General features: G+C 67.2%; 10 protein-coding genes. 3 read left to right on the top strand and 7 right to left on the bottom strand.

All coding sequences use genetic code 11. The features are described from left to right. The first annotated feature begins 5 nt into the window (after nt 1-5). On the top strand, nt 6-1,457 hold the full coding sequence (locus A6B37_RS20130) for a D-alanine--poly(phosphoribitol) ligase (protein WP_111826741.1): 1,452 nt from the start codon (nt 6-8) through the stop codon (nt 1,455-1,457). Here A6B37_RS20130 and A6B37_RS20125 read toward each other — a convergent pair whose 3' ends face one another. From A6B37_RS20125 to A6B37_RS20105, 5 genes are all read right to left on the bottom strand, one after another. Continuing rightward, nucleotides 1,458-2,018 (bottom strand): YggT family protein, encoded by a 561-nt coding sequence (locus A6B37_RS20125; RefSeq protein WP_102775776.1) that lies wholly within the window; start codon nt 2,016-2,018, stop codon nt 1,458-1,460. It lies immediately after the preceding gene. A 156-nt stretch (nt 2,019-2,174) separates the two neighbouring features. Further along, complete coding sequence (locus A6B37_RS20120) at nt 2,175-2,867, bottom strand: histone H1-like DNA-binding protein (protein WP_111826740.1); 693 nt, start codon at nt 2,865-2,867, stop codon at nt 2,175-2,177. 356 nt (nt 2,868-3,223) lie between these two features. After that, nucleotides 3,224-4,423 (bottom strand): ribonucleotide-diphosphate reductase subunit beta, encoded by a 1,200-nt coding sequence (locus A6B37_RS20115; protein ID WP_102775778.1) that lies wholly within the window; start codon nt 4,421-4,423, stop codon nt 3,224-3,226. A gap of 20 nt (nt 4,424-4,443) precedes the next feature. Beyond that, complete coding sequence (locus tag A6B37_RS20110; protein ID WP_102775779.1) at nt 4,444-7,371, bottom strand: ribonucleoside-diphosphate reductase subunit alpha; 2,928 nt, start codon at nt 7,369-7,371, stop codon at nt 4,444-4,446. A 302-nt stretch (nt 7,372-7,673) separates the two neighbouring features. Continuing rightward, complete coding sequence (locus A6B37_RS20105; protein ID WP_111826739.1) at nt 7,674-11,180, bottom strand: indolepyruvate ferredoxin oxidoreductase family protein; 3,507 nt, start codon at nt 11,178-11,180, stop codon at nt 7,674-7,676. 127 nt (nt 11,181-11,307) lie between these two features. On the opposite strand from A6B37_RS20105, the gene A6B37_RS20100 reads away from it, so the two are divergent. After that, on the top strand, nt 11,308-11,757 hold the full coding sequence (locus A6B37_RS20100) for an Lrp/AsnC family transcriptional regulator (RefSeq protein WP_008159001.1): 450 nt from the start codon (nt 11,308-11,310) through the stop codon (nt 11,755-11,757). Between the two features lie 47 nt (nt 11,758-11,804). Here A6B37_RS20100 and A6B37_RS20095 read toward each other — a convergent pair whose 3' ends face one another. Beyond that, the gene (locus A6B37_RS20095) at nt 11,805-12,770 is read right to left on the bottom strand and encodes a tripartite tricarboxylate transporter substrate binding protein (protein ID WP_111826738.1); all 966 of its coding nucleotides are present in this window, start codon (nt 12,768-12,770) and stop codon (nt 11,805-11,807) included. Between the two features lie 64 nt (nt 12,771-12,834). Continuing rightward, nucleotides 12,835-13,683 (bottom strand): alpha/beta hydrolase, encoded by an 849-nt coding sequence (locus tag A6B37_RS20090; protein ID WP_111826737.1) that lies wholly within the window; start codon nt 13,681-13,683, stop codon nt 12,835-12,837. 94 nt (nt 13,684-13,777) lie between these two features. Here A6B37_RS20090 and A6B37_RS20085 point away from each other — a divergent pair, with 94 nt between their 5' ends. Next, on the top strand, nt 13,778-14,677 hold the full coding sequence (locus A6B37_RS20085; protein WP_102775782.1) for a LysR family transcriptional regulator: 900 nt from the start codon (nt 13,778-13,780) through the stop codon (nt 14,675-14,677). The last annotated feature ends 30 nt before the right edge of the window (nt 14,678-14,707 follow it).

Below are 14,707 nucleotides of genomic sequence, written 5' to 3'. Positions count from 1 at the left end.
TCGGCATGCGTTTCGACCTGAAATCCTTCCGTTTCGCGGATTCCGAACTCGCGCCCGAGGCGCTCGCCGTCGCCGGCGCCGACCGCAGCCTGAGCTGGGCGCAGCTGCGCGACGAAGCGGCCGCCTGGGCCGGGCAGGCGCGCCGCCACGGGCTGGGGCCGGACGTGCCGGTGGCGATATACGGCCACAAAGAGGCGTCGTTCTTCGTCGCCATGGTCGGGGCGCTGTCCATCGGCGCGCCGTTCGTGCCGGTCGACACCATCTATCCCGCCGAGCGCCTGCGCCGCATCGTCGAGATCGTGCGCCCCGGCGCCGTCTACGACGCGGCCGCCGGCACGTTCGCGCCGCACGAGGGCGCCATGCTGCAGGAGCGCGGCCTGGCCTACGTCATGTTCACCTCGGGCAGCACGGGCGATCCGAAGGGCGTGCAGATCGGCCGCGAAAGCGTGGGGCTGCTGGGCGACTGGATGCTGGGCAGCTTCGGCCTGGGCGAGGCGCCGGTGTTCATGAACCAGGCGCCGTTCAGCTTCGACCTGTCGATGTACGAGGTGTTCGCCACCCTGGCCTCGGGCGGCAGCTGCGTGCTGAACGCGCGCGAGCAGATCGCGCAGGCCGCCGCCTGGGTGCCGCGGCTGGCCGCGCATGGCGTGACGGTCTGGGTGTCGACGCCGTCCTTCGCGCACCAGCAGCTGGCCAACCGCGATTTCTCGCCGGCCGCGCTGCCCACGCTGCGCACCTTCCTGTTCTGCGGCGAGCCGCTGCCGGCGGCGCTGGCGCGCAAGCTGCGCCAGCGCTTTCCCGACGCGGTCATCCTGAACACCTACGGCCCGACCGAGGCTACCGTGGCCACCACGTGGATCGAAGTCACCGACGCCGTGCTGGCCGCGCACGACCCGCTGCCGGTGGGCCGCGCCAAGCCGGACAGCGTGCTGCTGGTCGACGAGGGCGGCGAGATCTGCATCGTGGGCGACCACGTCATGCGCGGCTATCTGAACCGCGCCGACCTGAACCAGGCCAAGCTCTACACCTATGCCGACGGCCGGCGGGCGTTTCGCACCGGCGACCTGGGGCAGATGGGGGAGGAGGGGCTGCTGTTCTGCCGCGGCCGCATGGACGACCAGATCAAGCTGAACGGCTATCGCATCGAACTGGCCGAGATCGACGAGGCGCTGCACGGCCTGCCGGGCGTGGAGGGCGGCGCCTGCGCCGTGCTGCGCCGGCCCGACGGCACGGCGGTGCGCCTGATCGGCTTCGTGGCCGGCGTGGCGCCGGCGGACCAGCCGGCGAGCCTGCTGGCGCCGCAGGCCCTGGATGACTGGAAGGCGCGGCTGGCGCAGCGCCTGCCGCCTTATATGGTGCCGTCAGAACTGGTGGCCTGCGCGGCGCTACCCATGTCGAACAACCACAAGATCGACCGTAAGAAGCTGGTCGAGATCTACAGCGCGATTCCGGTGTAGCTAGATGCCCATCATGCCGTAGCTCAGGCGGGCCAGGATCATCAGCAGGATCTGCGCGGCCACCAGCAGCACCAGCGGCGAGAAGTCGATCGAGGTGCGCGGCAGCACGCGGCGGATGGGGTTGAGCAGCGGGTCGGTCAGCGCCTGCAGCAGCGGCATCATGGGCGCCATCGGATTGACCCACGACAGCACCGCCTGGATCAGCGTCAGCCAGACCACCAGGTTGAGCGCCCATTTGGCCGCCAGGATCAGCGCCGAGCCCATGGCCGCGGGCAACAGCTCGGCGGGAATCAGCGCGCCGATGGCCACCAGCCAGATCAGCACCAGGTAGACCAGCGCCGACAGCCACACGGCGACCAGGCTGGTCCAGTCGATCTTGTTGCCGGCGGGAATGATCTTGCGCAGCGGCGACACCAGCCAGTTGGTGGCCTGGTAGACCGCGCGGGCCAGGGGATTGAAGGGATGCAGCCGTATGGCGTGCATCCATGCGCGGGCGATCAGCGCCGCGCCGAACAGCGTGAACAGGATTTCGAGAAGGAAACGGAAGATTTCACCGAGCATGGACACGTTCACCCTGAAAAAGAGGAGTCAATTGTCGCACGCGCCACCGTGAAAAAAACCCCTCCATGCGGCCGGTGCAGACGGCCTCGCGACAAAAAAGCCGCCCGGCATGGGCCGGGCGGCTTCTGGCGAAGCTAGGGCTTCGAACCGTCCTGATTAGGGACGGCCACCGGTCGGGAACGGCCACGACGCGGCGGGGTTCAGCGCGGTCTTCGCGCCCGGGGCGGCAGCCGTGGACGGCGGCGTTACGGGCTTCTTCGGAGCGGCTTTCTTCGCGGCAGGCTTCTTGGCAGCGGCCGGCTTCTTGGCAGCAGCAGGCTTGGCGGCAGCGGGAGCCTTCTTGGCGGCGGGGGCCTTCTTGGCAACCGCCTTCTTGGCGACGGCCTTCTTGGCTACCGCTTTCTTGGCAACGGCCTTCTTGGCAGGCGCCTTCTTGGCGACGGCCTTCTTGGCAACCGCCTTCTTGGCGACGACCTTCTTGGCTACCGCTTTCTTGGCGACGGCCTTCTTGGCAGGCGCCTTCTTGGCGACGGCCTTCTTGGCTACCGCTTTCTTGGCGACGACCTTCTTGGCTACTGCCTTCTTGGCGACGGCTTTCTTGGCAACCGCCTTCTTGGCGACGGCCTTCTTGGCTACCGCTTTCTTGGCGACGGCCTTCTTGGCGGCAACCTTCTTGACTGCCGGCTTCTTGGCGGCAACCTTCTTCACTGCCGGTTTCTTGGCGGCGACTTTCTTGACGGCTACCTTCTTGACGGCAGCTTTCTTGGCCGGGGCGGCCTTCTTAGCTACTGCCTTCTTGGCGGCGGGCTTTTTCACCGCTTTCTTTACGGCTTTCTTGGCTGTTGCCATGGTCATGCTCCTTAGGTTCAGGGGTCCCAGAACTTAAACCCGTGCCCCGACCCACCCTTCGGCGGACCGTGCCCGGGCTATTCATCGGCGCATGCCGCTGTCCTGTGCGAGCAACAGCTACTACGGTTTGCGCTAATGAATTCGGCACAGCCATTTGATATGGCCCCCGCTCCTTTGGCGCGAGCCATTTCAAATGGCGCCGGCCGGCAGCCCGATCACGGGCCCCGACCGCTTGTTCTACGTGTTCGAAAACGATTCCGGAACACCCTGACCAGAGAGCGCATCATCGAGCCTGTCGCGAACGCGACGCCCCTGGTTCAGGGGCGTGCCCGCGCCGGGCCCGATGGCGTACTGCCTTACTCCCAGCTCAGCGTGCCACCGGTTTGGTATTCGATCACGCGAGTTTCAAAAAAGTTGCGTTCCTTTTTAAGGTCGATCATTTCCGCCATCCACGGGAAGGGATTCTCTTCCTGCGGGAACAGCGGCTCGATACCGATTTGCTGGCAACGGCGGTTGGCGATGAAGCGCAGGTAGGACTTGAACATGGGTGCGTTCAGGCCCAGCACGCCGCGCGGCATCGTGTCTTCGGCGTAAGCGTATTCGAGTTCGACCGCTTTGCGGAAGAGTTCTCGGATTTCTTCGCGGAATTCCGGCGTCCACAGATGCGGATTTTCCAGCTTGATGGTGTTGATGAGGTCGATGCCGAAGTTGCAGTGCATGGATTCATCGCGAAGGATGTACATGTACTGCTCGGCCGCGCCGGTCATCTTGTTCTGGCGGCCCAGCGCCAGGATCTGCGTGAAGCCAACGTAGAAGAACAGGCCTTCCATCAGGCAGGCGAAGACGATCAGCGACTTCAGCAGCGTCTGGTCGGCTTCGGGAGTGCCCGTCTTGAAGTTGGGGTCCGCGATCGCGTCGATGAACGGGATCAGGAATTCGTCCTTGGCGCGGATGGACGGGACTTCGTTGTAGGCGTTGAAGATCTCCGCCTCGTCCAGGTCCAGGCTTTCGACGATGTATTGATAGGCGTGCGTGTGGATCGCTTCCTCGAACGCCTGGCGCAGCAGGAACTGGCGGCACTCGGGCGCCGTGATGTGGCGGTAGGTGCCCAGCACGATGTTGTTCGCGGCCAGCGAGTCGGCCGTGACGAAGAAGCCCAGGTTGCGCTTGACGATGCGGCGCTCGTCCTCGGTGAGCCCGTTCGGGTTCTTCCAGAGGGCGATGTCGCGCGACATGTTGATCTCTTGCGGCATCCAGTGGTTGGCGCAAGTGGCCAGGTACTTCTCCCATGCCCACTTGTACTTGAAGGGCACGAGCTGGTTGACGTCCGTCTGGCCGTTGATGACGCGCTTGTCGGCAACCTTCACGCGTTGCGAGGTGGCGGAGCCGCTGACCGCCAGGCCGGCCGCGTGTTCAGGCGCGGCAGGCGTGGGCAGGGCGGCGTCGCCGAACACGCCGGTCGCGGCCCGCACGGCGGGCTCGGCCTGGCCGCCCGCCGCGGGAGCGGGCGATTGCGCAGGTTGCGTGGCGATGTTGTCGTCTTCCCAATTAATCATGATTCATTCTCCGGAGGCGGTTATTGGCAGGCTTCGCACTCTTCGAAGCCGGGGTCGCCCGGCCGCATGGTGCAAACCGCCCCGAGAACTTCGGGTTCCGGCAAAACAGTTGCGGCAGCCACGGCAGGCGCCGTGGATTGGACTCCCGCGCTGACGGCGTTCAGTTCGCCGCCGCGACCCGTGGACTTCTCGGCGCTGGTGGCGCCCAGGGTGCGCAGGTAGTAGGTCGTCTTCAGGCCACGCTTCCAGGCCAGCTTGTAGGTGTCGTCCAGCTTCTTGCCCGAAGCGCCGGCCATGTAGATGTTCAGCGACTGGGCCTGATCGATCCACTTCTGGCGACGCGAAGCGCATTCCACCAGCCAGCTCGGTTCGACTTCGAACGCGGTGGCGTAGAGTTCGCGGAGTTCGGAAGGTACGCGATCGATGCGGGACAGGCTGCCGTCGAAGTACTTGAGGTCGGCGACCATGACTTCGTCCCAGAGACCGAGTTTCTTCAGGTCACGCACGAGGTAATCGTTAACGACCGTGAACTCGCCGGAGAGATTCGATTTGACGTACAAGTTCTGGAAAGTGGGTTCGATGCACGCAGATACACCAATGATATTGGAAATAGTCGCGGTTGGGGCGATTGCGATGCAATTGGAGTTGCGCATGCCGTGTTCTTTGATGCGCGCGCGCAACGCATCCCAATCGAGCGTGCTCGACTCATCGACGTCGACGTGACCGCCGCGCTCATCGCGCAGCATCTTCAACGTGTCTTGCGGCAGGATGCCGCGCGACCACAGCGAGCCTTCATACGATTGATAGCGGCCGCGTTCTTCGGCCAGCAGGCTCGAAGCCCAGTACGCGTGATAGCACACGGCTTCCATCGAGGTGTCGGCGAATTCGACGGCGGCCTGCGAAGCGTAAGGCACGCGCATCATCTGCAGGCAGTCCTGGAAGCCCATGATGCCCATGCCCACCGGACGATGGCGCGCGTTCGAGTTGCGGGCCTTGTCGACGGCGTAATAGTTGATGTCGATCACGTTGTCGAGCATGCGCATGGCGATGCGCACCGTGCGCTTGATCTTCTCGTGGTCGAGTTCGAAACCGCCGCCGGCGGCCGGCTTCATGTGCGCGACCAGGTTCACCGAACCCAGGTTGCACACCGCGATTTCGGATTCGTTGGTGTTCAGCGTGATCTCGGTGCACAGGTTCGAGCTGTGGACCACGCCCACGTGCTGCTGCGGCGAACGGATGTTGCACGGATCCTTGAAGGTGATCCACGGGTGGCCGGTTTCGAACAGCATCGACAGCATCTTGCGCCACAGCGAGACGGCCGGCATCTTCTTGAAGAGCTTCAGTTCGCCGCTGGCGACGCGGGCTTCGTAGCCCAGGTAGGCGCGCTCGAATTCCTGGCCGACCTTGTCGTGCAGGTCAGGGCAGTCCGACGGCGAGAACAGGGTCCATTCGCCGTTTTCCATGACGCGCTTCATGAACAGGTCGGGAATCCAGTTCGCCGTGTTCATGTCGTGGGTGCGGCGGCGTTCGTCGCCGGTGTTCTTGCGCAGTTCGAGGAATTCCTCGATGTCCAGGTGCCACGTTTCCAGGTAGGTGCAGACGGCGCCCTTGCGCTTGCCGCCCTGGTTCACCGCGACCGCGGTGTCGTTGACGACCTTCAGGAACGGCACCACGCCCTGGCTTTCGCCGTTGGTGCCCTTGATGTGGCTACGCAGCGCGCGCACCGGGGTCCAGTCGTTGCCCAGGCCGCCGGCGTACTTGGCCAGCAGCGCGTTTTCCTTGATGGCGTCGTAGATGCCTTCCAGGTCGTCGGAGACGGTGGTCAGGTAGCACGACGACAGCTGCGAGTGCAGGGTGCCCGAGTTGAACAGCGTCGGCGTCGAGCTCATGAAGTCGAACGAGGACAGGATCTCGTAGAACTCGATGGCGCGCGCTTCGCGGTCGGTCTCGCGCAGCGCCAGGCCCATGGCCACGCGCATGAAGAACACCTGCGGCAGTTCGATGCGGGTGCCGCGGATGTGCAGGAAGTAGCGGTCGTACAGCGTCTGCAGGCCCAGGTAGCTGAACTGCAGGTCGCGCTTGGCGTTCAGGGCCTGGCCCAGCTTGGCCAGGTCGAAGCTGGCCAGTTCGGGCGACAGCAGGCCGCCTTCGATGCCGCGGGCGATGAAGGTGGGGAAGTATTCGGCGTAGCGGGTGCTCATGCCGTCCTGCGAGACTTCTTCGCCCAGCACTTCCTTGCGGATCGTGTGCAGCAGCAGGCGCGCGGTGACCTGGCTGTAGGCCGGGTCTTTTTCGACCAGCGCGCGCGCCGACAGGATGGCGGACTTGAACACTTCGTCGACGGGGATGCCGTCATACAGGTTCTTGACCGTTTCCTTCAGGATCGCTTCGGTGTCGATGAATTCGGCCAGGCCTTCGCCGGCGGCGACGATGGTGGCGCGCAGTTCGGCCAGGTTCAGCGGACGGCGCACGCCGGCGTCGGTCACGTTCAGCGCGTGTTCCTGCGGCGCGGCGGCGGCCTTTTCCTGGCCTTCGGCGGCGGCGGCAGCGGCGCGTTCCTGGGTGCGCTTTTCGCGGTACAGCACGTAGGAGCGGGCGACGTCATGCTGGCCCGAGCGCATCAGCGCCAGTTCGACCTGGTCCTGCACGTCTTCGATGTGGAAGGTGCCGCCGCCGGGGCGGTTGCGCACCAGCGCGTTGACGACCTGCGAGGTCAGCGATTCCACCAGTTCGCGCACGCGCGCGGACGCGGCGCCCTGGCCGCCGTTGACCGCCAGGAAGGCCTTGGTCATGGCGATGGCGATCTTGTTGGGTTCGAACCCGACCACCGAGCCATTGCGGCGGATCAGGTTATAGCTGGCCCATTGCCCGTTGTCGGCGGCGGGGGAGTCGGTTTGCGAGGGCGGCACGGCCGTGGGCCGGGTCACAGAGGCGATCGTAGTCTGCATGGAAGCTCCTGTGCGAAAAGCGCGTAGATGACGACATGACGGGGTCATGTCCGGTACGAAATCGGGTCTTTTTGAGGGGAATCGCGACGCTTGGACGCCTAGTCCAAATGGCGTGGCTGAAGGGAATCAGCGCATAAGCGACCACAATATGTAGTGTAGCATCCCTCGATGGACACTAATTCTAGTGATCGAGTGCGACAGCGACAAGAAGAAGATAAGACGGGATTCACAAAAGTTGTTACCAAATGCACTGGGCGCGCCCAGCAAGGCGCGCCCAGGAAGCTGCGGCTGAAAGCAAGCGTTTATGCGGTCTTGCGCAGGGGCATGTCGTGCGGGGCAGGCGCCGTATAGCTTTGCATCAACCGGCTTAACTCGGTCCGATACTTTTCGACGCTTGCCGCCTTCACGTGGCCGTACCCGCGTATGGTTTCCGCAAGGGCGGCGATTGTAGCCGCTTGGCCGATATTGTCCCGGTTCAGGCCCGCAAGCAGCTGCTGCACGGTCTGGCGGTACTCGCCGATCAGCGCCCGTTCCATCCTGCGTTCGGCGGTGCGGCCGAACGGATCGAACCAGGTGCCGCGCAAGCCCTTCAGGCGCGCCAGCGCCTTGAGCGCCGTCATGGTGCGCGGGCCCAGCGTGACCTTGCGCGGCACGCCGGTGCGCGGGTCCTTGCGGGCGAAGATCGGCGGCGCCATGTGAAAGCGCAGGCTGTAGTCGCCCTCGAACTGGCTGTCGAGCTGCGCCTGGAAGGCCGGGGCGGTGTAGAGCCGCGCGACTTCGTACTCGTCCTTGTAGGCCATGAGCTTGAACAGGCCGCGCGCCACCGCCAGCGCCAGGCGCGGGCTGCGGGCGTCGGGCGCCAGTTCGCGCTCGCGCGCGGCCACCGCCTCCACCGTCGCCTGGAACTCGCGCGCGTAGGCGGCGTTCTGGTAGGCGGTCAGGTCCTCGATGCGCCGCGCCACGGCGCGCTCGAAGGTCTCGGGCATGTGCAGCTGCACCACCTGGGCGCGCGGGCGCAGCGCGCCTTCCAGCGCGTCGGGCTGGTGCGCGGCCAGGCGGCCGTTGTCGAACGCGGCGCGGTTGGCGGCCACGGCCACGCCGTTCAGTTCGATGGCGCGGTAGATGGCGGCCTGCGACAGCGGCACGCCGCCGCGCTGCCAGGCATAGCCCAGCATGAACATATTGGACAGGATGCTGTCGCCGAACAGCGCCAGCGCGGCGGCGTGCGCGTCGATCTCGGCGGTGCAGGCCTCGCCGGCCGCGTGGCGGATCTTGGCCAGCAGCGCCTCGGGCCGCATGGCGACGTCCGGATTGCGCGTGAACTCGGACACCGGCGCCACATAGGTGTTGACGGTGACCTTGGTGTGGCCGCGGCGCAGCGCGCCCAGCGAATCCGGCGCCACCGAGGCCACCGGGTCGCACAGGATCGCGGCATCGGCCTGCTGCCAGTCCAGGCGCACCGGGCCGGCGGGCGCGCCCGCCGGGGCCAGCCGGATATGGCTGACCACCGTGCCGCCTTTCTGCGCCAGCCCGGTCAGGTCCAGCACGGCGGCCGACAGGCCTTCCAGGTGCGCCGCCATCGACACGATGGCGCCGATGGTGATGACGCCGGTGCCGCCCATGCCGGCCACCAGCAGGCGGTAGGGCTGCTCCAGCGCCGGCACGGCCGGCAGCGGCAGTTGCGCGATCAGCTGTTGCAGGCGGTCCTGGTCGGCCTTGGGCGCGGCGCTCTTTCTGGGCTTGCCGCCCATGACCGAGACGAAGCTGGGGCAGAAGCCCTCCACGCACGAGTAATCCTTGTTGCAGCTGGACTGGTCGATGGCGCGCTTGCGGCCGTAGGGCGTCTCCAGCGGCACCACCGACAGGCAGTTCGACTGCACGCCGCAGTCGCCGCAGCCTTCGCAGACCGCGCTGTTGATCAGCAGGCGGCGCGCCGGATCGGGGAACTGGTTCTTCTTGCGGCGGCGGCGCTTTTCGGCGGCGCAGGTCTGGTCGTGGATCAGCACGGTCACGCCGGGGATCTCGCGCAGTTCGCGCTGCAGCGCGTCGAGTTCGCGGCGGTGGTGCACCTTGATGCCGGGCCCCAGGTCCACGCCCTGGTACTTTTCCGGCTCGTCGCTGGTGACGACGATGCGGGCCACGTTCTCGCCGCGCAGCTGCTGGCAGATCTGCGGCACCGAGATCGGGCCGTCGACGGGCTGGCCGCCGGTCATCGCCACCGCGTCGTTGAAGAGGATCTTGTAGGTGATGTTGGCGCGCGCGGCCACGGCCTGGCGGATCGCCAGATAGCCCGAGTGGTAATAGGTGCCTTCTCCCATGTTCTGGAAGATGTGCGGCATCTCGGTGTAGCGCGACAGGCCGATCCAGTCCACGCCTTCGCCGCCCATCTGGGTCAGGCCGCCGGTGTCGCGGTCCATCCAGGCGGCCATGTAGTGGCAGCCCACGCCGGACAGCGCCTGGCTGCCTTCGGGCACCTTGGTCGAGGTGCTGTGCGGACAGCCCGAACAGAAATAGGGGCGGCGGCGCATGCCGTCGGCGTCGTTGGACAGCGGCGCCTGGCATTCGAAGGCGGCCAGGTCCGCGGCCAGCGGCAGGCCGGCCGCGCGGCTGAGCCAGCCGGCCAGCGGGCGCGCCAGCAGCGAGGGGCGCAGCTGGCCGGCCGAGGGCACCATGGGTTCGCCGTCGAAGCCCTTCTTGCCGATGACCGTGGGGCGGTCCGGCAGATTGAACAGCAGGTCCTTGATCTGGCTTTCGACCACCGCGCCTTTTTCCTCGACCACCAGGATGTGCGAGAGGCCGCGCGCGAACGCCAGCAGGCGCTCCGCGTCCAGCGGCCAGGTCAGGCCGGGCTTGTAGATGCGCACCGGCGCGTTGGCGGTGACGGTGTCCACGCCCAGGCGCGACAGCGCCTCCATGGTGTCCAGGTGCGCCTTGCCCACCGTGACGATGCCGACGGCGGCCTTGGGCGCCGCGCAGACCAGGCGGTCGATGCTGTGGCGGCGCGCGAACGCGGCCACCGCCCGCATGCGCAGGTTCATGCGCGTTTCGACGGCCAGCGACAGGAAATCGCGCGCCGAATATTCCAGCGATTCGGGCGGCAGGTCCGGGTCGGCCGGCATATCGTACGAGACCGGCTGCGCCGGCGTGAAGGAGTGGCCGCTCTCGATGGTCTCGGACACCGCCTTGAACGCGACCCAGGTCCCCGAATGGCGCGACAGGGCCCAGCCCCACAGCGCGAAGGTTTCGTATTCGTCGATCGAGGCGGGATGCACGATGGGCATCTGCCAGCCGATCAGCGAGGCCTCGCTGGCGTGCGGGATCGAGGACGAGACGGCGGTGTGGTCGTCGCCCACCACCACCAGCACGCCGCCGTTGCGCGAGGCGCCCGCGGCGTTGCCGTGGTGCAGCGCGTCGCCGGCGCGGTCCACCCCCGGGCCCTTGCCGTACCACATCGCGAACACGCCATCGACCTTGCGGTCGGCGCGCATCCCGGCCTGCTGCGTGCCCATGACGGCGGTGGCCGCCATGTCTTCGTTGATGCCGGGCAGGAAGCTGATCTGGTTGTCGTCCAGCGCTTTCTTGGCTTTCCACATCGCCATGTCCACGCCGCCCAGCGGCGAGCCGCGGTAGCCCGAGACGAAACCGGCCGTGTTCAGGCCGCGCTCGCGGTCGAGCCGGCGCTGGGTGAGCATGATGCGCACCAGCGCCTGCGTGCCGGTCAGGAAGATGCGGCCGGCGCTGCGGGTGAGGTTGTCGGCCAACTGGTAGTCGAGGTCCAGCTCGGGTTCGGCGGCGGGGGTACCGTCCATAGTGAATACTCCTGGTTTTCGGCACTATGATAGGTTCGCCCGGGAGCCGATTCATTGCGTTATCGGATCGTGCTATCCCTATAATTCGAAATAAACATTTCGTTTATATAAAACCAGGAGACGACGCATGGACAAGACCGATATCGGCATACTCAAGGCCTTGCAGGAGGATGGCCGGGCCTCGGCGCAGCAATTGTCGGAAAAGGTCGGCCTGTCGGCCGCGCCGGTGTGGCGGCGGGTCAAGGCGATGGAGGCCAGCGGGGTGATCCAGGGCTACAGCGCCCAGGTGGACCGCAGCAAGGTCGGGCTGGGCTGCATGTTCGCGCAGATCAGCCTGGAGCGGCATTCCGCCAATACGGTCGAGAACTTCGAGCGCTCGGTGCGCGACGCGCCCGAGATCCTGGAATGCTATGCGGTCACGGGGGATTCGGATTTCCTGCTGAAGATCCTGGTGGAAAGCCCCGAGGCCTACGACCGCTTCCTGCACCGCTTCCTGTTCAACATGCCCGGCATCCGCCAGACGCGCACCATCGTGGCGCTGCGCGAGATCAAGCACGAGCAGCGCCTGCCGCTGTAGCGGCGCCGCCCTCTACTCTATATAGATAGATATAGAGGGCGGCGGCTTTATTGCGGCTGGATGCCGGAGATGCGGATCCATTCCTTCCAGCGCTGGGCGTCTTCCTTCACGAAGGCGTCGAAGCGCGCCACGTCCATCGATTCCGGCGTCAGGCCGAGCGCGCGCAGCTTGTCCGAAGTGGCCGGGTCCCGCACGGCGGCCTGCAGGTGGGCGTTCATCCGTTCCACGATGTCCGGCGGCGTGCCCTTGGGGGCGGACAGGCCGAGCCAGCCGGCCACCACGAAATCCGGATAGTAGGAAGCCATGGTCGGCACCTCGGGCCAGGCCGGCTGCGCCTGCGCGCCGGTGACGGCGATGGGGATCAGGCCCTTGCCGTCGATCTGGCCCATCGCGGTCAGGTAGTCGACGAAGGCGAAGCCGATCTGCTTGCCGCGCAGGTCGGTGATGATCTGCGTGATGTTCTTGTAGGCCGCGCCGGTGATCTCGATGCCGGCGCGCTGCTTGAACAGTTCGGACGGCACCTGCGACGACGAACTGTAGTAACCGAAGAACACTTCGCCCGGATGCTTCCTGGCGTAGTCCACCAGCTCGGGCACGCTGCGGTACGGCGCGCCCGGCGCCACCACGCCCACGGTGCCGAAAGTGCCCAGCAGGCCGACCTGGCTGAAATCCTTTTGCGCGTCGTAGGGCAGGTTCTTGTACAGGTACTGGTTGGCGGCGTGGGTGGAATTGGTCGACAGCAGGAAGGTGTAGCCGTCGGGCGCGGCGTTGCGCGCGGCATTGGTGCCGACGATGCCGCCGGCGCCGGGACGATCCTCGACGACCACGGTCTGGCCGGTGCGCTCGCCCAGGAACTGGGCGAAGGTGCGCGCGGTGAGGTCGGCCGCGCCGCCGGCGGCCGACGGCACGATGAGGGTGACGGTCTTCTCGGGCCAGCCGGCGGCCTGCGCCGCCGAGGCCAGCAGCAGGCCGGCGCCGATCAGCGCCGGGCGTAGGAGTCGGGAAATGGACATGGGGGTCTCCTGTTTATGAGCTTGCGCGTGTGGGCGCTGCCGTTGTCGTCATGGGCCGAAGGAATCAGCCGAATTGCGCGCGGTGCCATTGCAGGATGGCGCGGGCGCTGGTCTGCCAGTCGTCCGCGTACATCATGCAGTGCGGCTGGCCGGCAAGCACCGCGTGCGAAAAGCCATAGCGCCGCGCGATGGCGAGGTCCTGGCCGGGCGGATGCCGGTCGTGGGTGTCCAGCCCGGCTTCCAGGCACAGGCCGGGCGCGCCGAAGGGAGCGTCGCCGATCGCCACGCGCAGCAGATAGCGGTCATTGAGCACTTCGGGGCTTTCAGCGCACAGGCGCCGGATCACGGCGTCGACGTCGCGGTCCGGCGCCGTCGCCAGGAAGCGGGCGCGGATCTCGGCGGCCTGCGGCGCCGGGCGCGGCGCGGCCGGCGGCACCGGCGGCAGGGCCAGCGCGCCGGGCAGGTCGCCGGGCGGCGAGGGCGCCAGCAGCACCACGCCGGCCACCGCGCGCCGGCGCGCGGCCAGCAGCGCCGGCAGCGCGCCCATGCTGTGGCCCACCACCACCCAGGACCCGGCCAGCGCATCGAGCGCGTCGGCCACGTCCTGGCCCAGGTCGGCGATGGTGGCGGACGCGAACGCCGCGTCCTGCGCCAGCGCGCCGTGGCCGCGCAGGTCCAGCGCGGCGCAGCCCAGGCCGGCGGCGGCGAAATAGGCCAGGTAGTGCGCGTAGCACCAGGCGCCGTGATAGGCGCCCGGCACGAACAGCAGGCCGGGCCGGGCGTCGCCGGGCCGCGCGCCGATCACCAGCCGGCCGCGGCCGGCCTCGTGCGCCGGCAGCCGGTCGATGAGGCTGAAGTCCAGCGGGTCTGCGCCGGTGTCCGAGAGTAAGGGGGAGAGGGCTGCGGTATTCATCTTGCGGCCATGTTAAGTGCCGGCTGGTGATGAGAAAACTTTATTTTTCCTATGCTTTGATAAGATTTCCAAATTGCATCCCCGCCGCTGAACCATGCCCTCGCTGCCCGACCTGTCGATCACGCACTACCGGCATTTCCTGCTGGTGGCCGAACTGGGCAGCTTCCGCGCCGCGGCCGCCCGCGCGTTCCGCTCGCAGCCGGCGCTGTCGCTGTCCATCCGCGAAATGGAGCAGCGCCTGGGCCAGCCGCTGTTCGAGCACGGCAACCGCGGCACGCTGACGCGCTTCGGCCAGGACTGCCTGCCGCTGGCGCGCGAACTGGTGGAACACCACGACCGCGTGGCTGGCGCGCTCGCCGGGCTGGCCACCAGCGGCGCGGGCACGCTGGCCATGGCCTCGGTCGCCACCGTGGCCACGCACTGGCTGCCCGAGCTGGTGGCCGCCTACCGCGAGCGCTATCCAGCGGTGGCGCTGCGCCTGTTCGATGACAACTCCGAAGGGGTCGAGCGCATGGTGCTGGCCGGCGAGGCCGAACTGGGCGTGTGCAGCCCGGTGTCGCGCGACCGCCGGCTGGCGTTCGAGCCCTTGCTGCGCGACGCCTTCGGGCTGGTGTGCCACCGCGGCCACCCGCTGGCCGGGCGCAAGTCGGTGACCTGGCGCGAGATCGCCGACCTGCCGCTGGTAGGCACCATCGCGCATCGCCAGCTTGCCGGCTATCCGCAGGCGGCCTTCATGCTGGACCGGCAGGTGTTCGTGTCCAACATGATGTCGCTGCTGGCCATGCTGGAGCGCGGCGTGGGCGTGACGGTGCTGGCCCGGCTGGGCGTGCCGCCGGATTCGCCCGAACTGGCGTTCGTGCCGCTGGCGCGTCCGCGCATCGAACGCGAATTGGGCATTACCCGGCTGGCCGGGCGCAGCCTGTCTCCGGCGGCCGCGCGCATGGAGGAAATGCTGCGCGCGAAAGCGCGCCGCAGCGGCCGCGGTGTCGTTTGAAACCAACGCATTTTTGCGGATTCCGGCGCT

The organism is Achromobacter sp. HZ01 (genome assembly GCF_003267925.1).
GTDB classification, from domain to species: Bacteria; Pseudomonadota; Gammaproteobacteria; order Burkholderiales; family Burkholderiaceae_B; genus Achromobacter; species Achromobacter pulmonis_A.
The sequence above is the reverse complement of the archived record's forward strand: the minus strand, read 5'-3'. Positions and strand labels throughout refer to the sequence as shown.

What these genes read in the sequence shown, in the direction of transcription:
- A6B37_RS20130 (WP_111826741.1), top strand. Translation starts at nt 6, where the DNA reads ATGCGTTTCGACCTGAAATCCTTCCGTTTCGCGGATTCCGAACTCGCG.
- A6B37_RS20125 (WP_102775776.1), bottom strand. Translation starts at nt 2,018, where the DNA reads ATGCTCGGTGAAATCTTCCGTTTCCTTCTCGAAATCCTGTTCACGCTG.
- A6B37_RS20120 (WP_111826740.1), bottom strand. Translation starts at nt 2,867, where the DNA reads ATGGCAACAGCCAAGAAAGCCGTAAAGAAAGCGGTGAAAAAGCCCGCC.
- A6B37_RS20115 (WP_102775778.1), bottom strand. Translation starts at nt 4,423, where the DNA reads ATGATTAATTGGGAAGACGACAACATCGCCACGCAACCTGCGCAATCG.
- A6B37_RS20110 (WP_102775779.1), bottom strand. Translation starts at nt 7,371, where the DNA reads ATGCAGACTACGATCGCCTCTGTGACCCGGCCCACGGCCGTGCCGCCC.
- A6B37_RS20105 (WP_111826739.1), bottom strand. Translation starts at nt 11,180, where the DNA reads ATGGACGGTACCCCCGCCGCCGAACCCGAGCTGGACCTCGACTACCAG.
- A6B37_RS20100 (WP_008159001.1), top strand. Translation starts at nt 11,308, where the DNA reads ATGGACAAGACCGATATCGGCATACTCAAGGCCTTGCAGGAGGATGGC.
- A6B37_RS20095 (WP_111826738.1), bottom strand. Translation starts at nt 12,770, where the DNA reads ATGTCCATTTCCCGACTCCTACGCCCGGCGCTGATCGGCGCCGGCCTG.
- A6B37_RS20090 (WP_111826737.1), bottom strand. Translation starts at nt 13,683, where the DNA reads ATGAATACCGCAGCCCTCTCCCCCTTACTCTCGGACACCGGCGCAGAC.
- A6B37_RS20085 (WP_102775782.1), top strand. Translation starts at nt 13,778, where the DNA reads ATGCCCTCGCTGCCCGACCTGTCGATCACGCACTACCGGCATTTCCTG.